The 26,808-nt window shown below is 36.2% G+C and carries 20 protein-coding genes and 1 pseudogene; 9 read left to right on the plus strand and 12 right to left on the minus strand.

Annotated elements, in window-relative coordinates; all coding sequences use genetic code 11:
* Positions 1–212 precede the first annotated feature (212 nt).
* The 6 genes and pseudogenes from IPM14_14140 to IPM14_14165 all read left to right on the plus strand — a co-directional run bounded on the left by IPM14_14140 (position 213) and on the right by IPM14_14165 (position 12,132).
* A pseudogene (locus tag IPM14_14140) lies at positions 213–908 on the plus strand (queuosine precursor transporter).
* A gap of 220 nt (positions 909–1,128) precedes the next feature.
* Entirely contained in the window at positions 1,129–3,384 is a 2,256-nt protein-coding gene (locus IPM14_14145) for an NADP-dependent malic enzyme (protein MBK9099228.1), read from the plus strand.
* 153 nt (positions 3,385–3,537) lie between these two features.
* On the plus strand, positions 3,538–5,466 hold the full coding sequence (locus tag IPM14_14150; GenBank protein ID MBK9099229.1) for a tetratricopeptide repeat protein: 1,929 nt from the start codon (positions 3,538–3,540) through the stop codon (positions 5,464–5,466).
* 93 nt (positions 5,467–5,559) lie between these two features.
* Entirely contained in the window at positions 5,560–8,187 is a 2,628-nt protein-coding gene (locus IPM14_14155; GenBank protein MBK9099230.1) for a BamA/TamA family outer membrane protein, read from the plus strand.
* A 107-nt stretch (positions 8,188–8,294) separates the two neighbouring features.
* The gene (locus tag IPM14_14160) at positions 8,295–9,455 is read left to right on the plus strand and encodes a metallophosphoesterase (GenBank protein ID MBK9099231.1); all 1,161 of its coding nucleotides are present in this window, start codon (positions 8,295–8,297) and stop codon (positions 9,453–9,455) included.
* A gap of 49 nt (positions 9,456–9,504) precedes the next feature.
* Positions 9,505–12,132 carry a BamA/TamA family outer membrane protein gene (locus IPM14_14165; protein ID MBK9099232.1) on the plus strand — a complete coding sequence of 876 codons (2,628 nt, stop codon included), beginning with the start codon at positions 9,505–9,507 and terminating at the stop codon, positions 12,130–12,132.
* A gap of 20 nt (positions 12,133–12,152) precedes the next feature.
* On the opposite strand, the gene ppk1 is transcribed toward IPM14_14165, so the two are convergent.
* On the minus strand, positions 12,153–14,213 hold the full coding sequence (gene ppk1, locus IPM14_14170; protein MBK9099233.1) for a polyphosphate kinase 1: 2,061 nt from the start codon (positions 14,211–14,213) through the stop codon (positions 12,153–12,155).
* Between the two features lie 10 nt (positions 14,214–14,223).
* On the minus strand, positions 14,224–14,718 hold the full coding sequence (locus tag IPM14_14175) for a histidine phosphatase family protein (protein ID MBK9099234.1): 495 nt from the start codon (positions 14,716–14,718) through the stop codon (positions 14,224–14,226).
* A gap of 220 nt (positions 14,719–14,938) precedes the next feature.
* Between IPM14_14175 and IPM14_14180 the strand changes: the two genes are divergently transcribed.
* Positions 14,939–16,174 (plus strand): HD domain-containing protein, encoded by a 1,236-nt coding sequence (locus tag IPM14_14180; protein MBK9099235.1) that lies wholly within the window; start codon positions 14,939–14,941, stop codon positions 16,172–16,174.
* Positions 16,175–16,187: 13 nt separating this feature from the next.
* Here the strand turns inward: IPM14_14180 and IPM14_14185 are convergent, their stop codons facing one another.
* A complete protein-coding gene (locus IPM14_14185; protein ID MBK9099236.1) occupies positions 16,188–16,892 on the minus strand; it encodes a hypothetical protein in 705 nt (234 codons plus the stop codon).
* A gap of 170 nt (positions 16,893–17,062) precedes the next feature.
* On the opposite strand from IPM14_14185, the gene IPM14_14190 reads away from it, so the two are divergent.
* Positions 17,063–18,079 carry a hypothetical protein gene (locus tag IPM14_14190; GenBank protein MBK9099237.1) on the plus strand — a complete coding sequence of 339 codons (1,017 nt, stop codon included), beginning with the start codon at positions 17,063–17,065 and terminating at the stop codon, positions 18,077–18,079.
* Positions 18,080–18,119: 40 nt separating this feature from the next.
* Complete coding sequence (locus IPM14_14195; GenBank protein MBK9099238.1) at positions 18,120–18,368, plus strand: T9SS type A sorting domain-containing protein; 249 nt, start codon at positions 18,120–18,122, stop codon at positions 18,366–18,368.
* On the opposite strand, the gene IPM14_14200 is transcribed toward IPM14_14195, so the two are convergent.
* The 9 genes from IPM14_14200 to IPM14_14240 form a co-directional block, all read right to left on the minus strand.
* Positions 18,369–20,261 carry a T9SS type A sorting domain-containing protein gene (locus tag IPM14_14200; protein MBK9099239.1) on the minus strand — a complete coding sequence of 631 codons (1,893 nt, stop codon included), beginning with the start codon at positions 20,259–20,261 and terminating at the stop codon, positions 18,369–18,371.
* A gap of 160 nt (positions 20,262–20,421) precedes the next feature.
* Positions 20,422–20,958, minus strand: coding sequence for a DUF4136 domain-containing protein (locus IPM14_14205; protein MBK9099240.1), 537 nt, complete (start codon positions 20,956–20,958; stop codon positions 20,422–20,424).
* Positions 20,959–21,011: 53 nt separating this feature from the next.
* Entirely contained in the window at positions 21,012–21,671 is a 660-nt protein-coding gene (locus IPM14_14210) for an outer membrane beta-barrel protein (protein MBK9099241.1), read from the minus strand.
* A gap of 32 nt (positions 21,672–21,703) precedes the next feature.
* Positions 21,704–22,546 carry an MBL fold metallo-hydrolase gene (locus tag IPM14_14215; protein MBK9099242.1) on the minus strand — a complete coding sequence of 281 codons (843 nt, stop codon included), beginning with the start codon at positions 22,544–22,546 and terminating at the stop codon, positions 21,704–21,706.
* On the minus strand, positions 22,546–23,178 hold the full coding sequence (locus tag IPM14_14220; protein ID MBK9099243.1) for a hypothetical protein: 633 nt from the start codon (positions 23,176–23,178) through the stop codon (positions 22,546–22,548). The genes IPM14_14215 and IPM14_14220 overlap by 1 nt, the downstream gene beginning before the upstream one ends.
* Positions 23,179–23,211: 33 nt before the next feature.
* On the minus strand, positions 23,212–23,391 hold the full coding sequence (locus IPM14_14225; GenBank protein ID MBK9099244.1) for a hypothetical protein: 180 nt from the start codon (positions 23,389–23,391) through the stop codon (positions 23,212–23,214).
* Positions 23,388–24,281 carry a VOC family protein gene (locus IPM14_14230; protein ID MBK9099245.1) on the minus strand — a complete coding sequence of 298 codons (894 nt, stop codon included), beginning with the start codon at positions 24,279–24,281 and terminating at the stop codon, positions 23,388–23,390. The genes IPM14_14225 and IPM14_14230 overlap by 4 nt, the downstream gene beginning before the upstream one ends.
* A 101-nt stretch (positions 24,282–24,382) precedes the next feature.
* Positions 24,383–25,741: a hypothetical protein gene (locus tag IPM14_14235; GenBank protein ID MBK9099246.1), complete on the minus strand. Its 1,359-nt coding sequence runs from the start codon at positions 25,739–25,741 to the stop codon at positions 24,383–24,385.
* A gap of 9 nt (positions 25,742–25,750) precedes the next feature.
* Positions 25,751–26,788, minus strand: coding sequence for a DUF481 domain-containing protein (locus IPM14_14240; protein MBK9099247.1), 1,038 nt, complete (start codon positions 26,786–26,788; stop codon positions 25,751–25,753).
* Between the last annotated feature and the right edge of the window lie 20 nt (positions 26,789–26,808).

Genomic DNA, 26,808 nt, shown 5'->3' on the forward strand with positions numbered 1-26,808 from the left:
AACTGAAAACAACAATTCAAGGGATAAAAACAGAAGATAACGCAAAGCATCTGACGCTCTCCACGAAAGCGGTATCAGTAATGGTACCGCTTTTTTATTTATATTAACATTAAAAATCAATCACAATAAAAATTTAAATAAGGTAATAAAAGTAATAACTTATTTTACATCCTTGGATCGTTTTTGTTGCCAACGCGCTTCTCGCTGAATTTATCGGTGTGAAAATATTTTCACTGGAAAAATTGCTTTGGTATTCCACCGATTAATCTTTCCTTTTTTGGAGAAAGCAATTTGTCTTTCAATCTAACTGCTGGAGTTTTGCTCTGGCCAATTGTATTTATTATGACTGATATAATCAATGAATATTCCGGACGAAAAGGTGTTCGGATTTATGTCATTTACCGCGGCAACGTTAATTGCTTATGCATTTCTAATGGTCTACTTTGCAATGGGACTGCGTCCCGCTGATTTCTGGATCAACGGAAACTGATTATGGCTGTAATCAATATGGATCTGGCGTTCAACACTATTTTCGGACAGGGCTTATGGATAATAGCCGGTTCGTTAACCGCTTTCTGATTGGACAATTAGTCGATGTCTACGTTTTCCATTTTTTAAGGTCATTCACCGGCAGTTCAAAAATCTGGTTGCGGGCTACGGGTTCAACATTAGTTTCTCAATTCATTGACAGCTTTGTTGTTCTTTTTATTGCTTTTTATGTTGGAGCTGGATGGGATTTTACTCTAATAATGGCAATTGGTATTGTCAATTATATTTATAAATTTCTCGTAGCAGTAGTGCTCACACCGCTTTTATACCTCATTCATTTTATAATTGATATATATCTTGGCAAAGAACTTTCTGAAAGGCTGATAGAAGAGGCTGCAGCTTCAAGCCGAATGAATTAATTGCTAATTATTAAGTTTTATTGATTAAAAAAGACCGTATTACTTAGGCTTATTCAGAATTTTGAAGTAATTTTGTGATGTAATTTTATGCAAATTTTACATCATCATTCAAATCAAATTCTCATTCCGGATAGAGGAATTTTGTACAAATTTGATAATATCCATTCTTATGTTAAACAATAATTTATCTTAGTGAAATAAAAAATTACCAGGAGTTAAAATGAAAATAAGTAAAGAAGAAGCACTACAATACCACTCGATAGAAAGAAAAGGCAAAATAGAAGTTATCGCCTCAAAACCTTGTTTAACGTCACGTGATCTTTCGCTTGCCTACACACCTGGCGTTGCGGAACCCTGCCGTGAGATTCATAAAAATGTTGAAGATGTTTATAAGTACACGGCTAAGGGAAATCTTGTTGCTGTCGTATCTAATGGCACGGCTGTGCTTGGCCTTGGTGACATCGGAGCTGAAGCAGGAAAGCCGGTGATGGAAGGAAAGGGAGTTCTCTTTAAAAGATTTGCAGACATTGATGTTTTTGATATTGAACTTGCTTCGCACGATTCGAAAGAAATAATCAGAGCTGTACAGATGCTCGAACCAACCTTTGGAGGAATTAATCTTGAGGATATTAAAGCTCCTGAGTGTTTCGAGATAGAAGAAGAATTAAAAGCAACAATGAAGATTCCCGTTTTTCATGATGACCAGCATGGTACAGCTATAATCTCCTGCGCTGCACTTATTAATGCAGTTGAAGTGGCAGGCAAAAAATTAGATAAGATAAAAATTGTTGTCAGTGGTGCTGGTGCTTCAGCAATTTCCTGCTGCAAGCATTATATAATGGCAGGTGCAAAAAGAGAAAATATTTGGATGTTCGATACTAAAGGCTGCGTTACCAAAGACAGAAAAGACCTTAATAAGTATAAAGAATTGTTTGCGCAGACCAAAGGATTTGCATCTTTAGCTGATGCAATGGTAGGAGCAGATGTATTTATTGGCTTATCAACCGGTGGTGTAGTTAGTAAGGATATGGTAAAATCAATGGGCAAAAATCCGATCATTTTTGCGATGGCAAATCCTGATCCTGAAATAATGTATGATGAAGCCGTATCTGTCAGAGAAGATTTAATTATGGCTACCGGCAGAAGTGACTTTCCGAATCAGGTAAATAATGTCCTCGGATTTCCGTTTATCTTCAGAGGTGCTTTAGATGTAAGGGCAGTTGCAATAAATGACGAAATGAAAATGGCCGCCACGCTGGCATTGGCAAGACTTGCAAAAGAAAAAGTACCTGAGATGGTTATTAGAGCATATGGTGGAGAGGATTTTTCCTTCGGTAAAGAATATATTATTCCAAAACCTTTTGACCCAAGAGTTCTTTGGTACGTTGCACCTGCTGTTGCAAAAGCTGCTATTGAAACCGGAGTTGCGAAAATCAAAGAATTGGATTGGCAGCAGTACGAAGAAAAACTTAAAGAGAGACTTGGACTGTCAAAAGAATTAATTCGTGTGATGATTCATAAAGCTCAAAAGCGTCCACTCAAAGTTGTTTATCCTGAAGGTGAAGAAGAAAAAATAATCAGGGCCGCTCACGTTGTATATAACGATAATATGGCTTTTCCTGTTCTGCTTGGTAATGAAAAGATTATAAAAGAAGAAATTGAAAAACTTGGTTTCGATCAAAAAGAATTCCAGATATTTGATCCTGAAGCAAGTGAAAAAAGAAACGAGTACGCTGAAGCATTTTTCAAAAAGCGCTCACGAAAAGGGGCAACCTTAAAGGACACTAAAAACCTTATGAAGAAACCGAATTATTTTGGTTCAATGATGGTTGAGTTAGGTGAAGCTGATGCACTTATAAGCGGGTTAACTACGAGCTATCCCAATACTATCAGACCTGCTCTTCATTGTGTCGGTATGAAAGAAGGACTTAAAGTTGTTTCGGGGTTGTATATAATTTTTGCAAAACAGGATGTTTACTTCTTTGCTGATACAACTGTAAATGTTAATCCGAATGCTGAGCAGCTTGCTGAAATTGCTATATCGACAGCCGATACAGTAAAAACTTTCGATGTTGTGCCGAAAATAGCAATGCTATCTTTCAGTAATTTTGGCAGCGCACCATATCCTGAATCAATAAAAGTAAAACACGCTACTGAAATAGTTAAGAAACTCCGACCTGACTTGATGATTGATGGTGAAATGCAGGCTGATACCGCGATAGTTCCGGAAATAATCGAAAAAGAATTTTCCTTCAGTTCATTAAAAGGAAAACCAAATATTCTCATCTTCCCGGATCTGAATTCAGGGAACATCGCCTATAAGCTTATGGCAAGGATTGGCCAGGCCTCAGTCGTTGGACCAATTTTGATGGGTATGAAAAAACCTATCCATGTATTACAGCGTGGCGCAACTGTTGATGATATCATCAATATGACTGCAATTGCTGTTGCCGAAGCTGGTGCAAAGAAAAAATAAATTATTAAGGGTGAAGGGAGGAGTTGAATTTCTTCCTTTCACCCAAAATTGACTTTTTCCGCTGGTTGATGTTATTTTGCATTTAACCGATTAGTCCTTTAATTTCTTCCCACTTCTTAAAATTTTTACTTAAAATATTTACAAATTTTTTATATGAAAGAAATTAGAATGCTCGCCGCAATTATGTTTACCGATATGGTGGGCTATACTGCACTCATGCAGGAGAATGAGCGGCAGGCAAAAATTTTAAGAGACAAGCATCGTGCAGTCCTTGAAAGACTGATATTAGAGCATCGTGGACAGATACTCCAGTATTATGGTGACGGGACTTTATCCATATTTGGAAGTGCAATTGAAGCAGCTATTTGTGCCGCAAAAATCCAGAAAGAACTTCAGACTGAACCAAAAGTTCCGCTCCGCATTGGTATTCACGCTGGTGATGTTGTTTATGATGATGAAGGTGTTTATGGTGACGGAGTTAACATTGCTTCAAGAATAGAAAATATGGCGGTACCTGGTAGTGTTTTAGTCTCAGATAAAATAAACGATGAACTGAAAAATCAAACTGAAGTTTCATCCGTTTTTCTCGGAAGGTTTGAACTTAAAAATGTTAAGTATCCTGTAAAAATTTACGCAATAAATTGTGATGGATTAGTTATTCCAACTCATGATCAGATTGAAGGTAAATCAGCGATTTCTGAGAACTCCATCGCTGTTCTACCATTCATCAATCTCAGCGCAGATAAAGATAATGAATATTTCAGCGATGGTATGACAGAGGAACTTCTCAATGCACTTGCTAAAGTAGATGGTCTTCTGGTTACTTCACGTACATCCTCATTTGCATTTAAAGGAAAGAATTCGGATATACGAGAAATCGGCAAAACGCTCGGTGTTAAAACTGTTCTTGAAGGAAGCGTGCGAAAATACGGTAACCGAGTACGTGTCACGGCACAGCTGATTAATTCAGAAAATGGTTATCACAAATGGTCAGAAACTTTTGACAGAGACCTGAAAGACATATTTGAAGTTCAGGATGAAATTGCAAATTCGATTGTTGATCAACTAAAAAAGACAATAAATATCCATAAGCCCGTAAAGCATCTTGTCAATGTTCCCACTGAAAACATTGAAGCATATAATCTTTATTTAAAGGGATTATTTTATTGGAATAAATGGGCTCCTGAATTTGTTCTTAAAGCAGTAAATTGTTTTGAAGATGCAATAAAAATGTCTCCCGACTTTGCTTTAGCTTATTCAAGATTATCAGCGTGTTATGTTTATTTCGGGGCAGTTGGCTTTATGCCAACTCAAACAGCATATCCTAAAGCGAAAGAATATGCTCTTAAGTCGTACGAGCTGGATAGTAATTCTGTATTTGCCCATATTTCACTTGGGATGATAAAATACTTCAATGATTGGGATTGGGAAGGTGCTGAAAAATGTTTTTTGAAAGTCTTTGAGAAGAATCCAAACTCCGCTGAAACACATCAGTATTATGCGATGTTATTGACTACTCTCGGTTATCATAAAAAAGCTTTAAAGGAAGCTGAACTTGCTCATCAGATAGATCCATTAAATCCACCAATCAGTTACATATTATCATTTGTTTATTTTAATAACAACCAGACCGAACAGGCGATTGCACAACAGAACAAAACAATTGAGCTTGATCCCGATTTTGGTGATTCCTGGAATAGTATGGCCTGGATGTATTTAAGATCGAACAATTATGATAAAGCAATAGAGATATTCAATAAAATATTGGATAATCCAACTAATATTTTGAAAGCAGAATCCGGACTTAGTTACGCGTACGCTAAGCTTGGACAAACAGAGAGGGCGATTGAATTCATACATAAAGCGGAAAAAGAACAGCTTAAAAGTCCAACTTTGGAACTCGAGTTGGCAATTGTATATACAGGATTAGGTGAATTGGATAAAGCAATTGATTCGCTTCACAGAGCGATTGATAAACGCTTGGGAGGACTTAATTTTATTAATGGTAAATTCTGGAAAGAACTACAAGAACATCCGCGCTTCAAAGAAATTCTGAAACGAATGAATTTACCGATGGAGTAGCTCTCTCCTATCTGATCGTAAGAATATTTGCTTCTAAATTTTCACTATCGATTTATTACACCGATTATAATATTTAAAATTATTCTGATTTCTTTGATAAAGAACTTCAACAATAAATTCCTAATATCAATACTCTTATTCTTACTAATTGAGAATTGTTTCTCACAAGACACAACAAGTTTTTTTAGCGGGACTGAAATTGTTGTTGCAGGAGATTATGATGCAAGCGGTTTTACTAGATTTTTTGCCGGAGATCATTGGAGAAATCTCTGGATCAGTCCAATAAAGGTACCAGTTCTTGATCTTAAAAAATTTGCAGGTGGATTAGCTCCTTATGAAAAAGGCGGAGGACTTCAGACCAAATCTCTGAAATTTATTGGCAACGATGGTAAGGAATACAGATTCCGTTCAATTGATAAAGATGTTACGAGAAGCCTGCCACCGGATTTCAAAGAATCAGTCGTTGCTGAAGCAATGCAGGATCAGATAAGTGTTACAATGCCTGCTTCCTCCGTAATAACTTCATTGCTGATGGATTCCATCGGAATTCTAAATGCAAAAACTGCAATTTGTATTATGCCTGATGATGAACTATTAGGTGAGTTCAGAGAAGAATTTGCCGGAGTATTAGGCACGATTGAAGAAAATCCAGAAGATTATAAAAATGAATCCTTAAATTTTGCTGGTGCAGATAAAATTATAAACACTTTTAAGTTATACGGTGAACTTCAGGAAGATAATGATGAAAAAGTTGATGCCGTTGAATTTCTAAAAGCCCGTTTGTTTGATGTATTTATTGGTGATCGTGATAGACACGCTGGTCAATGGAATTGGGCTGGCTACAAGAATGGTAAAAAAAGAATCTGGAAACCAATTCCCAAAGACAGAGATTTTGCATTTCCACTTTACGATGGACTATTTCCAACTGTAATGACAGTTGCAATTACTTCTATGGTTCATTTTGATTATGATATGCCGGCTATGCTTGATATGACGTGGGAAGGAAGACATTTAGATAGAAGACTTTTAAGTTCACTGGATAAACCTATTTGGGATTCTGTTGCAGTTTATATGCAGAGTAAATTCACCGACGAAACTATCGAACAAGCAGTCAGTCAAATGCCTAAAGAATATTACCAAATTGAAGGCGAGCATTTAATTGCAAAACTTAAATCGAGGCGAGATCAGTTAAAAAGTGCTTCAGATGAATATTATAATTGGGTTTCAAAATATGTGGATGTTTACTGCAGCGATAAAGATGAATATGCTGAAATAAAAAGAGTAAATGATACATTTACAGAAGTAACCATTTTCAAGCGCGACAAAGAAACCGGCAATAAAAAAGAATCAATTGTGTATAATCGGCTTCTCGAAAACTCTGTCACGGATGAACTGAGACTTCATATGTTTGGCGGAGATGATTTTGTTATCGTTACAGGAGAAGTTCAAGAAGGGATGAGAATTATTATTGAAGGTGGAGATGGCAAAGATGAGCTAATTGACAGTTCAAATGTTCAGGGTTATTTTTTATCTATTACTCCACTTCAAACAACCAAAACGATGACTGAATTTTATGACTCAGGTAAGAAGACAATATTCATTGAAGGTGAAGGAACATATACAAATGATGAAGAATATATTTTACCTGAAGATCCGCAGCAAAGATACGAACCGGTGATTGAAGATAGGTTCAGAGATTACAACGTATTAGTACCATTTGAGTATAACACGGACGATGGTTTTATTCTTGGACTCGGTGGTAGAATAAACTATTATGATTTCAGAAAATTACCATTCGCTCATCGATATGAACTTACAGGTTCTTATGCTGCAATATCCAAGAGAGCTGAATTTATTTTTCTCGGAGATTTTAATGATATGTTTGATGGATTGAATGTTAAAATCCCTGCAAAGTTTACTGGTCTTGAGATAACTCGATTCTACGGCTTCGGAAATGAAACCGTCAGGAATGACAGTTTAGTCAAAGCAGAATACTACAATGTAAATCAGAGATATTTTAGCGCAGGGTTTTATCTGAAAATTCCGGTACTAAAAGATTTGACAGTACACACAGGACTTTTATTTGAACTTTCTACGGTTTTAAGACAAGAAGATCATCTGATTAATGAACTGCAGCCTTACGGTTTAGGTACTCTCGATTTTTTTGCAGTCTCGACATTACTCAGATATGACAACAGGGACGACAAAGAACTTCCGTTTACCGGATACTATTTTGATATTTACGGCGATATTTATCCTCCGACATTTAACAACAAAGATTTTTTCGGCAAAATAACTCTGGATGGCAGAACTTATTTAACTCCCAAATATTTTAATGATTTAACACTTGCATTGAGAGCGTATAGTGAAATTGTTTGGGGTGATTATCCTTTTTATAAGGGAGCATCGGTCGGAGGGAAAAAAACATTGCGTGGATTCAGCCGTGACAGATACGTTGGTGATTTTGCTGTTCTTGGTTCAGCAGAGCTGAGATATTATTTAACTAAAGTTTATTTTTTAATCCCATTTCAATTAGGAATTAATCTGTTCACAGATACCGGGCGTGTTTTTTATGATGACGAAAAATCTTTCAAATGGCACACTTCATTTGGCGGAGGATTCTGGTTCAGCATAAATGATCGTGCAATAAATTTTTCTTTGAATATTGCAAAGTCTCCGGAAACGCTAAGATTTTATATTACTGCTGGACAAATGTTTTAGTGCTGGATATTATGACTCTATTCTTGAACGTGTTGAACCTTGCCGAATTCTGTTATGGCGAAAATAGTTAGTAAAATGATCATAAGATTGGAAGTAAATAATTAGGAATGAAAAAAAATAATTTTTTGTTAAAAGTTATTTGCCTAATCACAGTTTGTGTAGTTAATACATTTTTAGTTGCACAGGATTCAATCTCTGGACAAAGTCAAAGTGATGTAGTCTATAAAATAATCTTAATCGGAGATGCTGGTGAACCGGCAAAAGATATCAATGAACCCGTTCTTCAGGCATTAAAAACTGAAGCATCAATTAATCCCGATAGTACTCTGGTTATTTTTCTTGGAGACAATATTTATCCAAATGGACTTCCAGCCGAAGATGATCCGGACAGGCAAGAATATGAAAGGCGGATTAATGAACAGATTAATACAGTTGTTAAATCCGGTGCTAAGGGTGTCCTCATTCCGGGAAATCACGATTGGGGGCAGGATTATGGGGATTCCTGGGAAAGAATAACTAGACAAGCTGAATATGTAAACGATAAAGAAATTGATAACGTAACTTTCTTACCAATTGACGGATGTCCCGGTCCGGAAGTCTTTAGTTTTGGAGAAAAGATTCGTGTAATTATATTGGATTCACAATGGTGGTTTCAGGATGAACACTTGCGTTATGCACCAATTGATAAACTATGCTCAAGCTGTACGGAATCAGAGATAACAAATAAATTGGATAGTTTGTTTTTTATTTTTCAGGATAAATTTGTTGTGGTTGCTTCTCATCATCCATTAAGTACGCACGGACCGCATGGTAGTTATTTTACGTGGCAGGACCATATTTTCCCGCTCACTAATGTGAATGAATATTTTTGGCTTCCACTGCCAATCATTGGCTCATTATATCCGTTGATCCGGGGTAGTGGAGTCTCCAGACAGGATATTGCCAGCGATTATTATCAAAATTTTAAAATCAAAATTGAAACAGTTTTATCCAAATATTCAGGAATAGTATATGCTTCAGGTCATGAACATGCTTTGCAAATATTAGAAGGGGTAAATGATAATATTTACATTGTAAGTGGTGCCGGAATTTGGGGTCACGTTGAAAAAGCACTTGGTGAAGGAGATGATACGTTTTTTGCAGGAAGATTCGAAGGCTTTGTTACTCTCAGTATTTTAAAAGATAATCGCATTCAATTAAACGTGATAAGAGTAATTAATGAAAATGGCGACTCCGAAAACGTTTTTACCATGTGGGTTAAGGAATGATAATTTTCAATTCATTATTTATATTTGTTTGTAATTGATACCAGGTAATATGAAACTATTTCAATCCTTTTTGATCTTACTAATCGGCTATTCAATTGTATATCCGCAATCTGATACAATACCCGGATACATTACTGTAATCCCAAACGAAAGATATGCTGCGAACGGATTGCACGAATTATTTTTTGGTAGACACTGGCGTGATGTCTGGACAACTCCAGTTAAAGTTGAAATACTTGACCTCGAAAATTTTTCAGGTGGAATTGTTCCAACTGAACGCGGCGGAGGAATGCAGACAAAATCACTAAGGTTCGTTAGTAAGGATAATAAAATCTGGAAGTTCAGATCTATTGATAAAGATCCTTCAAAAGTTTTACCTGAGGCTTTGCAGGAATCAATAGCAGAGCATATCCTCAAGGATCAGATTAGCTCCGCAAATCCTTATGCAGCTTTGGTGGTTTCTCCAATCTTGAAGTCCTTAAATATACTTGAAGCTGAACCGAAATTAGTTTTTCTTCCTGATGACGAAAGATTGGGAGAATTTCGTGAAGAGTTCGGTGGTATTCTTGGTTTTATAGAAGAACATCCATCTGAAGGAGAGAATGATTTGCCCGGTTTCGAAAATGCACTTGATGTTAAAGGTACTTACAAGTTATTTGATCATCTTGCTGAAAAAAGAAGTCAAAAAATTGATGCTGAAGAATTTCTCAAAGCCAGACTTATTGATATTCTGCTCGGTGACTGGGACAGACATATGGACCAGTGGCGGTGGGCTAAATATGAAGAAATCATTGATGGTAAATCGAAAGATATCTGGAAACCGATTCCACGTGACAGGGATCAGGTATTCTCAAAGTATGATGGACTTTTTCCTTCAATTGCAGATTATATTGTTCCGCAGATAACCCATTTTAGCGAAGATTATCCTCAAATGGAAGACCTTACCTGGAACGGAAGATTTCTCGACAGAAGAGTGCTGACTGAACTTGATAAACAAAAATGGGATTCGGTCACCGTTGCTGTTCAGGTACAAGTTACGGACGAGCTTATTGATAGTTCTTTAAAGATGCTGCCGCCCGAAGTTCACGATATCTGTGCTTCAGAAATTTCATACAACCTGAAATCAAGGCGAGATAGTCTTCAATGGGCATCTGATCAGTTATATGGACTTGTTAATAAATATGCTGATGTATTCTGCAGCAATGAAGATGATTATGTGGAATTGAACCGATTAGATGATAAATCAACAGTTGTAACAATTTATCGCAGAGATAAATCTACTAGTAATGCGAAAGGTGATCCATTATTTCATAAAGTATTTGATAATAAAATTACCAAAGATTTGAGAATTCATTTAGATGATGGTGATGATAAAACTTACATTTTTGGTGAGTGTTCAGAAGCGCCCGTAATTAGAGTCATCGGTGGCAAAGGCAGGGACGAATTTATTGATGAATCAATTGTTTATGGATATTTTCTTTCTATAACACCTTTTACTGCATCACAAGGAAAAACTTATTTTTATGATAGTGGTAAACATACTTCTGTTGTATTAGGACCTGGGACAACATTCGACGATTCATTTTGGCCGGAACCTGAAGATGATTTCGAGAAATATGAACCTCAGCAAAGAGATCGTGGTCATGATTGGCTGCCTGTTCCCATAATCGGACTTGATACTGATTACGGTTTAACAATTGGCGGAGGTATACAATTAAATCAGTTTAGCTTCAGAGCAGTTCCAAAGGATTATATGCAGCAAGTTACTTTTAGTTATGCAACTCGCTTTGGAAATTTTGCCGCTGCGTATGAGGGCGATTTTTATTCAGTTGTCAGAGATGGAAGATTAAATTTGCTTGTTGCAGCTACCGAGCAATTTGTTACCCGCTACTTCGGTTATGGAAATGAAACCACTTACGATGATGAACTCGAAATAAATAATTACTACGAAACTAATCAAAAACTAATAACTTTTTTCCCTACTATTCATTATGGTTTTACAGAACGGCTCACAGGAAGTTTTGGAGTATCATTCATTCACACTAATACTTCATTGAAAAATGATACACTGCTAACAGGATTTAAATATGGAGATTATGGATTAGGTACACAGAATCCTTTCGGTATTCATTTAGCAGTGGAAGTTGATGAAAAAGATCATCAGGAATATCCGACCGCCGGTTACTGGATGAACTTTTACGGGAAAATTTTCCCGGGAGTATTTGATATTCCAGAATCTTTTTACCAGGCTGGGTTTGATCTGCGAACATATTTAACGCCGTCATTCACTTCATTTGCGACATTTGCACTGAGAGCCGGCGGGAGTAAAATGTTAGGCAAATATCCATTCTATGCCGGTGCTACGGTTGGTGGAGAAAATAATTTAAGAGGTTATAACCATAAAAGATTTTCAGGTGATGCTGCACTTTTTGGACAGGCTGAACTCAGACTTTTCGTTACACAAATAAATATAATTTTGAAGAGCAGGACAGGCATAAATCTATTTGCTGAAACGGGAAGAGTTTTTACAGAGAATGATACTTCTGATAAGTGGCACCTATCTTATGGAGTTGGAATTTTGGTTTCCTATCTTAATTCATTGATCATTGGATCAACTTACATTGCTTTCTCGCAGGAAAGAACCACTTTTCATTTAGGGTTGGGAATGGCGTTTTGAGATGGAATAAAATCGTAACTTCATCTCAGCATTTCATAAATCTCATATTGACTTCTGATCTGACCTTCCTGTGTCTTCAATCTATATTCATTACTCTGGTTTCGATCAATTATTCTTGCCTTTTGATTATCATTCCATTGCAGATCAATCATTTTCTGTAGTTGTTTTTGTATGGCTTTATCATAAACAGGGAAAGCGACCTCAACTCTGCGGCTTAAGTTTCTTTTCATCCAATCTGAGGAGGCAAGAAAATATTTTTTATCACCATTATTGTGGAATATGTAAATCCTGGAATGCTCAAGAAATCTGTCAACAATACTAATAGCTTCAATGTTCTCGCTCAATCCTTTTACACCTGGTAAAAGACAACAAATGCCGCGGATAATTAATTTTATTTTTACTCCAGCCTGCGAAGCTTCGTAAAGCTTTTTAATCATCTTTCGGTCTTCGAGACTGTTCAGCTTTAAGATTATCTCTGCGGTTTTTCCTTCGCTTGCATTTTTAATTTCATCGTCAATCAGTAGGAACAAAGTCTTTCTTAAATTAAAAGGTGCAACAAGCAAGTGATTAAACTTTTCCTTTTCACTTTTTCTTTCAAGAAAATTAAAAACCTTTTTTATCTCTTTGCCAAAATCCTGATTAGCAGTTAACAGACCATAGTCTGCGTAAATTCTAGCAGTCTTTTCGTTGAAGTTTCCAGTCGCGAGATAACAGTAAAACCTGGATTTACTTTTTTCTGTTCTTTCGACAAGACATAGTTTTGAGTGTACTTTTAATCCCGGAAAGCTGAAATAAACCTTCACACCAGCTTTCTGCATAGCATCTGCAGAAGCGAAATTTGTTTCTTCATCGAACCTTGCTTTCACTTCAACGAATGCAGTGACATCTTTACCGTTTTCAGCTGCTTTAATAAGTGAACGGATAACGAGTGAATCATCAGCAATTCTATAAAGAGTAATTTTAATCGATTTAACAGAAACATCCTCTGCTGCAGCTTCAACGAATTTCAGCACATAACCATACGATTGATATGGAAAGCTCAAGAGGATATCTTTCTGGGAGATGATATCGAATACTGAAATCACACCATCAAGCTCTTTACATGTCTGAGGAGGCATTGGTTCATATTCAAGATGCGGTTTATTGAACTTCGGAAAGTTGAAAAAGTCATTGAAGTTATGGTATCTTCCGCCCGGTATGAGATCGTCATTATTAAGTTTTAAGGCTTGCCGCAAGAATTTTAGAAAATCATCCGGCATTTCTTTATCAAACAGAAATCTTGAAGGAACGCCTGTCTTTCTTTTTGATAATCCTTTTTTGATTTTAAGAAGCAGATCTCCAGTAAATTCATCATCAATATAAAGCTCGGCGTCCCGTGTAAGTTTAACAGAATAAACACAATCAATTTGATAACCGGGAAAGAGTGCTGGCAAATTAATTCTTAAAACATCATCAAGAAATATCACAAAATGTTTTGCGTCATCTGATGGAAGAGTTACAAACCTGCCGAGCTTTTCTGTTGGAATTTCAGCGATAGCATATTTGAATCTTTCTGGTCTGGTTCTTCCTAATGGTTTCGACTTCTTCTTACTTTTTAATTTTACAGCCAGATAAATTGCACGGTTATGAAGAAAAGTAGATATCCTGTTTTTATCAAGAAGTGTCGGCTGAACATAAGGTAGAACCTGATCTAAAAAGTATGTGCTTATAAAATTTCTTTGATTTTCACTAATATTTTTTTCATCAACAAGAAAAATATTCTGTTCATTTAGTCCTTGTATTATTTCTTCCTTGTATATTCTGCCGAACTCTTCCTGCTGAAGCTGGACTAAGTCTTTAATTTTTTTTAGAAGAATTCTCGGCTGGAAGGGAAGTCCTTCCCGTGATTTTTCCTTAAGATTTAAAAGACTTCTTAATGAAGTAACTCTAACTCTGAAATATTCATCCAGATTGGAGGAATATATCGCGAGAAATTTTAGTCTTTCATACAATGGGACCGAGCGATCTTTCGCTTCCTGTAAAACTCTGTGATTAAATGAAAGCCAGCTCAGCTCACGATTATAAAAAATATTTTCTTTCATAGATAAAAATTTAGTCGAGGTATAATTTTGGATATTCAAAGAAAATTTGTTTAAAGGAATTCTTTCCGATTTCACTCCACTTTTTTTCAGATCGCAATGCGACTATCCCGCAAGTTGGAATATTATCAAGGTATTGGTCAGAGATGTGATTATTTAATAGTGTAAGTCCGGGATTGTGTCCGAAGATCATAAGCGATTCAAATTTTTCATCAATATATTTTATTAATCCGAGAATTGCATTTGACGATGCTTCATACAAATTTTCATCAAATAGAATTTTCTTATCGGCATACCCAATTTTATCAGCGATTTCAATAGCAGTTTTTTTCGTTCGCTTAGCAGGACTGCAAATAATTAAATCCGGTTTAACTTTTTTATCCCGTAACACTTCACCCATAAATGGTGCATCGCGTTTACCACGTTTATTTAGTGGACGATCAAAATCAGGGAGACTTTGATCACCCCAGAATGATTTTGCATGTCTTGCAAGGTAAAGAGTTTTCATTATGCTTTTAGTCACATTTTATTAGTAAAGTAAAATTAGTTAATTGGATAGAAGAAATTGGCTATACAATATTAAATAATTGTGATGATTATCACCATACTAAATCAAAATAGAATCTAACTTTTACTCGAAATAATAGAATATTTAACAATCAAATGGTGAAAGACATAACGATAAATACATCTACTTTGCAATTAAACGACAATTCAAGGGTAGTAAAATGAATAATGGAATTCTCAGCAAAGTAAAAGAGTTTATAGGAAGAACATTCCGTTATAAAGGTTCTTCGGATGCTTATTATCATAACTTTACTCATACAGCGGAAGTAGCCAAAGTAGCTGAAGAAATTGCTGATGCAATGGGAGTTAATGAAAATGATAAAGAAGCATTGTTGATAGCAGCATGGTTTCATGATATCGGTCATACTGAAAAATGTGAAGGACACGAAGATATTGGGATTGCGATGGCTACTAAATTCCTCCAGGAAAATAATTATCCATCAGAAGGAATTGACAAAGTTATTTCATTGATAGATGCTACCAGGATGCCCAGGAATCCCAAAAATATTCTTGAAGAAATAATTTGCGATGCAGATCTTCATCATTTGGGAACCGATAAGTTTGATGTAAAAGGAGAGCTGTTCAAAAATGAACTGGAAGCATTGAACTGCTGTCAAATATCTGATGAAGAATGGCTCACCAACAATCTTAAATTCTTCGTGCAGCATCAATTCTATACTGAATATGCAAAACAACGATTCGAAACTCAAAAAAATATTAACTATATTAAGATCGAGAAGAAATTAAAAAAGGTGCAGAAGAGAATGGAAGAAGAAAAGAATTCCGTTTTTGAAGAATCAAAAAAGGATAAGAAGAAGGATAAAGAAAAAGATAAAGAGAAAGATGCCGGACGTTCAATTGAAACGATGTTCCGCAACACAGTCCGAACACATGTCGATTTCAGCTCGATGGCAGATACAAAAGCCAACATTATGATAAGTGTTAACACACTCGTTCTCACGATTATAGTTAGCATAATGGTTAGGAAACTTGATACAAACCCTCATTTGATTATTCCAACAGCAATGCTGACTCTTACAAGTCTTGTCACTCTTGTTTATGCAATTCTGGTAACTCGTCCAAAAGTAACACGTGGATTGTTCACGGAGGATGATATAAAGGAGAAAAAAGTCAACCTTCTCTTCTTCGGCAATTTCCATAAAATGTCACTGAATGATTTTAAGTGGGCAATGAAAGAAATGATGAAGGATAAAGAATTCCTGTATGATAATATGATAATGGATTTCTATTACCTTGGGCAGGTCTTGGGACAAAAGTACCAGAAACTGCGGATTTGTTACACTTTTTTTATGTATGGATTAATAATTTCAGTTCTTGCTTTCGCAATCGCTTTTATTCTGTACCCAGGTACCGACCTTGGTCCGCTAATTGAATAGCTAAAAATATAGCTTAAAGTTCTCTCTGAATTTTCGCATCCTCAATTAGAACTGGGAAAAAATACCCCGCACCGAAATCTTTATCGACAGAAACTTTTCCTTCAGCTACAATAATATCGCCAACTGAAACTTCATCATCCGATGTGATTACAAGGTCAAAATCTTTTTCGGTACCAGTGCCATCCTGAATATGTATCCAGTTTCTCTTCATTATCTGCTTGTTAAATTTTACAACTTTACCTTTGACTTTAACAGTCTGTCCACCCAGTGAAGTTTTATCGGCAAAAATTTGCTGAACTGTTTTGCCATCTTTAAGCGGTTCGATTTTAATAGTCTGTTTTTCAACAGAAGTAACTCCCGAATGAATATTTTTCATCTCCTGCGGAGTTGGTGATTTTCTTGCATCTTCTACAAATAAAATTTCGTCGAATGATTTGTTGATATTTTCACTCTTAAAATCATACATTACCATATAACGCGAAAAGTAAACAGTTTCACCAATTTCAACTTCCATTGTTGGAACTGCAATCCAGAAATCTTCTTTATTTTCCGATACCTGAAGATATGTATAGCCTTTGGCGGAAATTTTATCAATAACTTTAGCAATGTGGGGTTCGCTCTTCATCGCTTCCTGTTCAGTTAATTCCCTCTTTTCTTCACTTTCACAACCTGAGAATATTAGAATTGAGATTAAGACTAAAGTTGAGATCAATTTCATTTTATTTCCTAAAGATTTGTTAATATTTACTGCAAATATACCTATTAATGCGGAGAAAATTTCTAACAGATCCAGCAACAGTCAGTAAACGATTAAAAATTTTTTCAATCATTTAATTTTAATATTTGTTATCTTTTTGTTAGTAAAAAATTAATTTTTATTCGGGCATGATGGATCTTAAAATCTTCATATTTATCTTTCTGATAATTCCCCATCAGATAGCTGTCGGTCAGAACTTTTGGGAACGCATAGATAGTCCCACGGATAATTTTTTAAGAACACTTCATTTTGCTGACAGCCTTCGTGGCTGGGTTGGTGGTGATTCCGGTTCAATATTTTATACAAGTGACGGAGGCAATAACTGGGTTCAGCAGCAGACTAATACAAACAGTAAAATTATGAGATTGTTTTTTCTTGATGATAACAGAGCCTGGGCATTAGCATGGGTAGATGCGAGTGAAAAAAACAATTCTTTCTTTGGGACTGAAATTTTAACTACTACAGATGGTGGTGAAAACTGGTCAGTGGAACAGTTCAGAGAGGAAAATGTTTTTCTCAGGGGAATATTTTTCCTCGATACATTGCGAGGCTTTGCAGGCGGTGAACCGAGTAAATTTCTTCAAACGACAGATGGCGGATTAAATTGGGAACCTGCTCATATTGATACCGGTACATTTTCATTTTTTCCGGTTATTGATTTTAAATTCTATAGTGATCTCTATGGATATGCCTGTGGCGGAAGGTTTGATATTGCAGGCGTAATCTGGCGAACTACAAATTCCGGAGAAAACTGGACACCTATCGATTCTGCATCTGCACCAGCTGATCAGGTTTACGATATACATTTTTTTGATTCAGTTCACGTGATGGGAATTGGCGGCGATCCGGATTTATTTGGTGTTGGTATTCTGCATTCAACAAACGCAGGCAACTCATGGAGCTATTTTGAAATCGGAGTTTTTGGACAGGCACATGCCATGTCGTTCCGAACTGAGTATGAAGGATGGGCAGTTGTCCCGACTTCTGAAAATTTCGTTGCAACGTATGATTATGGCCAAACCTGGACAAGATATACCACAACTGACAGTTCAAGATTATATGATATTGTTTTTACTGATTCGCTTACAGGTTATGCAGTCGGTGAAGAAGGTGTGATTCTGAAATACAAATACCAAAAAGCCAGATAATGTTGATGATCAATATTTAGTTGTAAATGATTTTGCTCTTTTGCAGAACTATCCTAATCCATTCAATCCTTCAACTACGATAAGCTATATTTTAAATGAACCGGGTTATGTAAAATTGAAAATATTTGATGCACTCGGTAAAAATATAATTACACTTGTAGATGAATTTAAACAAAGTGGTAATTATAAAATAGAATGGAGCGCTGATAATGAAGCCAGCGGTACATACTTCATTCAGTTGAATGTAAATGGTAAACTGATGACCCAAAAGATGATGCTTCTAAAATAATTATCTGATTAGAATCAGCTTCTTCGTATCTGTAAAAGAACCAGCTGTCAATTGGTAGAAATAGATTCCGCTGGATAATTTGCCAGAATTTAAATTTACCTTATGCGATCCTGCAGATAATTCTTGATTAACAATCGTAACTACTTCGTTTCCTAAAATATCGAATACTTTTAAAGAAGCATTGGACGAAATTGCAAGTTCAAATTTTATTAATGTTTCTGATGTAAATGGATTTGGATAATTTTGTTCCAAATTAAAAGTATATGAAACTGAATCTGTACTTAGCAAAGTAGTCGCTTCAATCAGATTACTATAAGATGATACCGTATCATCATTAAATGCTTGTATTCGATAGGTATATGTTGTGTTCGGCATTAAATTCATATCTAAATATGTAGTTGTATTTTCTCCTGTGCTATCAATTTTTATGAATGAATTTCCACTTGAAATTGAACCTGATTTCCGTTCAACTATAAATCCAAATTCGTTATCTGAGTTATCACTCCAAGTTAGTGTTATAGAGAAAGTATCAGCAACCGCACTTAAATTGGATGGTGGAGCTAATATTAGAGCACTAGAGTCAATATAAATTGATGTCGTCCAGATCTGATAGACGCCGGTCCTGTTATCCATCCAAAACGGCCAGAGTTTGTTGTTTGCAGAAGTGAGGCAGATATTATCACCCTGGTAACCTTGCCCTAATCCGCCAATTGGAATCGGCTTGAAATTTTTGTCGCTGATTTCAAATTCTTTCCAGGTAGTTCCGCCGTCTTCGGAGCGAGCTAAAAATACTCCCGTTGAATCAGAAGTTGTATTTCTGTCATCATAAAAAATTACATTTAGTCCGCCTGTTTTATCTACGTGAACAGCAGGGAAGTATTGGATTTTTCCGTTATTGACCGGATCCTGATTTACTCTGATTCCGGCTGACCATGTTTGTCCGCCGTCAGTTGAACGATTTAAGATTACATCCGGATCACTTCCAGCAGGTGCTAAGTTTTTCTGAGTCGTGATGATATAAATCCATCCATTTCTTGGACCACCAGTTGTATCGATTGCAATATTAGGTAAACCATTCACTCTGATATTTGCTTTTTGAGTTAAGATTCCATTTATTCCATTCATATCAAATGCATTCTCAGTTACCTGCCAATTAGTTCCACCATTAGTAGTAAATGCAAATCCAACAAAGTCTTCAGTAAACGGAGAAATTGAAGTTACTCCAGCCCAGCAAACAAAAACCTTTGCGTCCGGTCCCATCGCTATATCACCTCCGGCGCTTCGTTGCAGTGGATTGTTAATTTGAGCAGGGGATGACCAGGTAACTCCACCATCATCCGTATATGCAAAATTAATTGGAAAAGGAGGTGCAAATTTTACCCAAGCAGCATAGCTTCTTCCAAAATAAGTACTCGACGGATGAACATCTGATGTCATTGTAGCTCTTTCCAGATCATCATTTGTTATAGTTTTCTGATTAGACCAGGTTATACCATTGTCTGTCGAATAATGAGAATATAATCCAGGGGAGAAGCCACGTCTTGTTAAGATGAAAGTTCCATGCTTGTTTATTGTAATTCCAGGATCGCCGCCGTGAAGAGTTATTGGGGCTCCTTTACACGTATCGGAACCATACCAATTTGTTCCGCCATTTGTAGTAACGTAAATACCTTCACTTATAAAAAATGGATTAAATACAATTGTATTGGCAGATGCAAATATTATATCAGGATTTACAGGATGGTTGACAGAAAATACTTCTGTTTGCGATACATTACTTGGATAAATTCTAAAATTTTCTCCAATTGATAGCGAGGTTTGCTTTTCTATTTCCTGGGCAAGAATGCAGGTTGAGAACAAAATAAAACTGAACAAATGAGAGTAATAGTGCATTATCGTTTACCGTTCTAATTTTTATTTCAAAGATAACAATTATGAAGAAGAATTGTAAGAGAATTCAATGGAATATGTGGATAATAGGATGAAGGAAAGAAAAGAATCAGGAAAAAAAAGGGCTGCTGTTAAATTTTGACAGCCCGAATGAATCAAAAGTTTATTCCTTCACGGGAGGATATTGAGCAAGAATTTTTGCTACAGCTTCATCAATGAAAGCCTGTCTTCCTTCAGGTGTTCCCTGATCCTGTAAAGCAGCAGTACCAATTCCGCGCCACACAAGTTCATCTTTTACATTATCAACAAAATCTATAACTAAAGAACCTTGTGTATAGTATGAAACATCAATGTTTCTTCCATACGGATATGGTCCCCACCATCCGCCATAACCATAACCATAATCTGTGACGTTCATTTTTTCGGTGGTACCGCCATGTGCAAATATTATCAGCGATGCACTGGCAGAGTCGGTAGAAGTTAATCCTTTCGTCTGCATCTCATTATTTATCGCTTCCAGGATTCTTTTCTTTGCAAGCGGCCTGGTTTCGAGTTCACTGTTCTTTATGACACCATCATAAATGCTGAATGTGCTGTACGAAGTAAAATCCGTATCCGGATTATAGTCACTCGTAGTTGAAATCGAGGAACAGGCTGCAAACACTAACAGAATGAGTGCAGCGAATAAATATTTAATCATAGATTCTCCATTTTTATTTTTGAATGATTATTTAGAATATAAAAATAATTTTATCAAGGTTTCTTTAACGGGAAAAACCAATTTACACCAACACCTATTGAAAATATTTTACTGCTTCCGAGGTAGGTCCCATCTGTTGTTGGAACATCTGAATACTCAGAATCATTTATCCAATGATATCTCAGGTTTGCATCAATCGAAAGTTCTTCATTTAATGGAAACAGAACTCCTCCGCCAGCGGCGAATCCACCTTCAAATCTGTACTCTGACTGATCGACTGGCGTTGATACTCCAGCCAGAGTGTACGTACCTGTAATATCTGTTTTATAAGTATAAAGTCCCAATTCAACCATTGCATACATTCTCATTCCTGGTCCGGGAGATATAAGACGTAAACTTAATAATGCTGGAATAGTACTAACACCACCAGAAACGTCAATTGTTCCTTGCTCACCACCGCTCGTAAAATCTCCATTAAATTTACTTTCATTGATACTCGATCTCAAAAAACCTGTCACAAAAGCTAATCTGAAATTTTCTTCAATGTCATAGTAGAAACCGACAAGTGCACCAAATCCAGGACTATAATCATCGGCATATTTTCCCAATGGGATTAATAAATTACCTGTTAATTCAGTTCCGTAACCAGCCTGCGCAAATGTATTATAGATAAACCCTGTACAGCAGAGTATAAGTAGTAAGAACTTTTTCATTTTATCTCCTTTTTAATGAGTGAGTTAGTCGACTATAATTCTAATTCCAATTTTTCTCTTGCAAGAAAACAGTCTTTAAATCTTGCCTGACATTTCTTTTCGATTTTTTTTAGGAACACATCATCATGATCTGGGTCGTGATGGGTGAGTGCCAGCATTTTGACATTAGCTTTTTCAGCAACTTCAATTGCCTGTGAGAAACTGCTGTGTCCCCAGCCTTTCTTCCTTTTAAGCTCTTCATCTGTGAATTGAGCATCATGAATCAGCAGATCAGCATCAGCAGCAAATTCAATTACTTTTTCATCGAGTGTTTTACCATGTTCAATATCAGTGCAGAAAACAAGTACTTTCCCATCCATCTCAATCCGGTATCCATATGCTCCACCGGGATGTTTATGTTTATTTGATCTGACTAAAACAGGTTTAGGCGATTTGGCTTGAGTACTAAAAACTCTTTCTGTTTCTTTAAGCAGAATAAATTTTATTTTCGCACCCATCTTTTGCAAACTAATTGGAAAAAATTCTTTCTGCATTTGTGCTTTGAATATGTCCTTGAGACAGGTTATTCTTTGTCCCCAGCCGAGAGCGAGAATATTAATTTTTTGTTTTTTGTTAAATGCAGGAGCGAAAAAAGGAAATCCCTGGATATGGTCCCAATGAAAGTGGGTGAAAGCAATAAAAATTTCACCTTGTTTGTGTCCGCTTTCAAGGAAGTCTTTTCCTAATTCACGAATACCTGTTCCCGCGTCAAGTATCGCAATATTATTCGAATCTTTATCTCGTACCTGGATACATGTTGTATTTCCACCGAACTCCTGGAAGTCAGTATGGCAGACGGGTACCGAACCACGAGTTCCATAAAACTTGACAAACATTATTTAAAGTAGCCTTCACTTTTAAGTTTGCGCACAAGCTCATCCGAAAAAGAATTTATCACATCAGATGCTTTATCCGGTTCAACAGTTTCTGAAACTCCACTCCAGATTAATTTTTTGTCTGTGGTTTCATAAACATTTGTTTCTAGGACAACTACTACATTTTGAGAAAGGTATCCAGAGCTATTCGCATATGAAATTCCCGCATAGTAATAACCATAAAAACCATAGTAAGAGTTATACGGAATCGTGTACAGATATCCGGCTTTATAATCTCGGTTAGCATCCACAGCAACCAGTCTGGACACCACAACTGCCTCTACATCAAGCTCTTTAAAATATTTTTCAAAAGCTGTTGAGTCAATTGCAACATCGTATGGCATATGATCCATTGAAGGAGTTGCGTAGATTCCACCATCATTAAAAGCTTTTGCCATTCCATCTTCAAAATTTCTTCTGAGTAGCGGTTTTTCTTTATTTACAATTCCAAGCACAAGAACTTTTTCTATATTTCCTTTTTGATATGAATCATTCTGCCACTCTCCAATTATTTCAGTCTTTGTTGATGAACAGGATATAAATAGTGTAGTAAAAAACACCAGTAAAATTAAAATCCGCAAAATATTTTTCATTAGAATTCCTAATTGATTCAATTTAATATTTAATTAATATATTGGATATCCGACTCGAACCGGGGGATAGTAACCAGCTCCATACGGTCCACCCCAGGCTCCGGGAACATACACACCAACGCCAACACTAACCTGGCCAGTTCCGCAGCCACTTAAAGAAAATAGAATAAATATTACAATTGCAGCAAGCAAAACTATTAGTTTATTTCTCATTCTTTAACCTCATTAAATTCTCCTTTTTCCAATGGCCATTTTTGAACTGTGAAAACAGCTCCGGAAGGATCAGCAATAATAGCAGCATTGTTACCGGCAATTCCTTCTGTTCCGAGATATACTGTTCCACCAAGCTGTTCAACTCTTTTCACTATTGCAGAAGGATCTTTCACAGCAATGTACGGCATCCAGTGGGGTTTAACATTTTCAAATGGGATTTTGATAATACCAGCGCGTGGTCTGTTTTCTTTTTCTAGCACGATGTACTGATTTTCTGCCCGGGTGTCAAATGTCTTATGATTATATCCAATTAAATCTGTATAAAACTTTACTGACTTGTCAACATCATTCGTCCATAGCTCTGTCCAAAACCATTGATTGTAAATTGGATCTTGATCTATTGGATCGCCGCTACTTGATTTGACGAAAGCGAAAACCGCATTCTGAGAATCAAACACAAATGAAACCATGCCTCTGTTGGGCAGTTCGAAAGGATCTCTGTATATCTTACCACCAATAGATTTTATAAAGTTGACACTCTGATTGATATCAGCGACTGAAAGATAACTGATCCATTGAGAATATCTGTGCTTTTGTTCGACGTCTCTTAAACGGAACATCCCGGCGATCGGTTTACCGTTATGCAGCACAACAGTATAATCATTATCCGTTTCGCCAATGTCAAGATAAGTCCATCCAAATAACTCAGCATAGAAATTTTTTACTGATGGAATGTCGTCCGTCATTAAATCACGCCAAATAAATTTTCCAGGGTGTGATTCACCTGTGGGAGTTGTATTTATTGGCGGGACAATTGGTAAATCCTGCGAGCATCCAATGATTAATAGAAGGGAGATGATAATAAGAAAATAAGTTCTAAATATTTCCATTTAATGATTATACTATTCTAAATTGTTAAGTTATTTTTTGCTTATAATTTATTGAACTCTTATCAATTTAATAATACGGCAGATAAATCAATAACAACAAATTATAACTCAAATCCAAGTAAAACTTTTATCTGCGAGTATTCGAAATCCGATTGACGACTAACCATTTCGTTATCATCTCCCGGTGTTATATTAATCGTATTCTCAAGCGTTTGTGAACCAAATGAATATACTACTCCCACCGTAACTTCTGATTTTAAAAAATTAAATGTGGAACCACCGGCGATATGTATCAAGTCCCAGGCTGAGTAAGGTGCAAGATTTGTGGTTGTGTTTTCCATATGGGCTGAAAAGTCGGTTGTAACACTCAAAGAAAATATCAGACTGTCGCTTGCGAAGTAATCAAATCCGGCACCGAAGTTTACAATACTTTTAGCTTCGTGTGTTAGATCATTAGTCAAAGTTTCTCCAGAGCTTTGGGATAAGTATGATTCAGTATCGAGCACATAAAATTTGCTGATTGCATCGTACCATTCAGCACTTAAGTGAAGTATTACTTTACCAAAATTATAAGAACCTCCGATACCTGCTGCCCAGGAAGATTTAAATTGTGATTCAACCTCTTCCTGGTAATTGCTTTCAAATCGATTAGTATCTATTCCAGAAATAAACAAATGAGTACCAACTGAGCCTGTGCCGAAAATATTAACACTTGGAGTGGTAGCTGTTATTCCGATAGTTAATGGTTTAAGGTTTAAGCCTAATCCTACTTTTGCTAATGCACGACAATTGTTATATCGATAGTTATTAATATTTGAGTATGATGCAATATCCCCGTCTGATAGTAATGCTTGAAGAATATTAATAGAAGTTGCTTTATGACTTCGGTAAGAAATATATCCTGTAACTCCAACACCCACTATTTGGCTGAGTTTAGTTGAGTAAGTAATGCCACCCCATACGTCACTAAATTTTTTCTCTGAGTTAATTCCCCCGGCAAAACTTTCTTTACCAGGTGACGACTCAATTACTTCAAGTGAATCAATAACCCTGGCTGCAAATTCCGAATTAGAGTTTTGTCTGGTTAATATTGAAAAAGCTAGACGATCATCCCCAAGAAAATTGAATGCGAGATCGAATGCAACAAAGTTTGGAGAAGGAACGATTGAAGAATATTCAAGATCTTTTCCTTCTGCTGCTCCATCTTTAATTGTGTAATTATCTAGTTGATAGACCTGTGCACTTAAAATAAATTTTACATCAGGGAACAGAGCAATGGCCCCGGGATTATAAAATGTTGCACTTAGATCTGACACACTTCCAATTACCGCACCACCCAGCAAGGTAGATCTTGTTCCATATTGAATGTTCCAGTAATTATTTTCCTGAGCAAGCATGTTTTTGTTAATAGCTGATAGCAACCCAAAAGTAACCAGTAGATAAATCAAAATATTTTTCATCTCGTTCTCCTAAAATTCGTATTTGAGTGAAGTATCAATACTATAGTCATACTGTGAAGCAGTTAAAGATTGGAGTTCACTGTCGTATTCAAGATAAAAAGTAAGATCCCAGTAAAAATCGATGAACATTTCCCAGCTTAACTGGGCATTGTAATTAAACCTGAACCTGCCTAAGTCAGTAAAACTTGGTAAGATGTTAACATATGTAAGCAAGCTTGCCTTTGGATGATCATATTTGAAAAACTGGTATTGTGCATTAATCAGACCTTCCAGGTTATAAGTTGGATTACTCTGATCTGCTTTCAATTCCCGGTTAAATGATAGTCCTGCCAGACCATAAAGCCATTGATTACCCGACTGGATTAAATTGTTTCCAATGCCACCGCCGAGCGATGCTCTAAGTTTGACTCCAAGTTCCGTGTTGGATTCAATTGACGCAAGTCCAGCTGCGAACCAATTATAATCAAGATTATGCTGGTAGGTAAAGGATAAATCCTGTTTTCTGGAAGTAGGATCACTTTCTGTTGTTGTAATAATTGAATTTAAAGTTAGTTCAGAGTAATTAATTTTTGTTCTGTATTTTGCATTACCGCCAAGGCTGAGTTGACCAACCTGGCTTGCCTTTGTGAAACTGAAACCAAATTTGATATAACCATCGAGTATATCCCAGAAAGATTCCTTTATTCTATTAATTCTAACAACATATTTCATAAAAAGATTATGCTCCAGTGTAACACCCTTAACGATCATCATCCCTTCATCGTCGGAGGGACTAATTGAACCAAAAAAGACTCTCCCATCAGTTACCTCTACTTCAAAAAAATTCTCTGTTTGAATGCTTTTAATTTTATCCCATTGTATGCTTACAGTTTCCATATTATCTGTTTTGTAATTGAGAATGCCTACTCTTAAACTTTTAACTTCACCGGTTATTTTATCGCCATTATTTAAGATTACTACATCTGTTTTTTGAGCAAAAGAAGAGGCACTTATTAAAAGAGATATTATTAAAATGATAAAAAAATTGGAATATGCTATTGATGTCAATTGCATGGGTGTTTCTATTT

The sequence above is a fragment of the bacterium genome, from assembly GCA_016716565.1.
Classification (GTDB): domain Bacteria; phylum Bacteroidota; class Ignavibacteria; order Ignavibacteriales; family Ignavibacteriaceae; genus IGN2.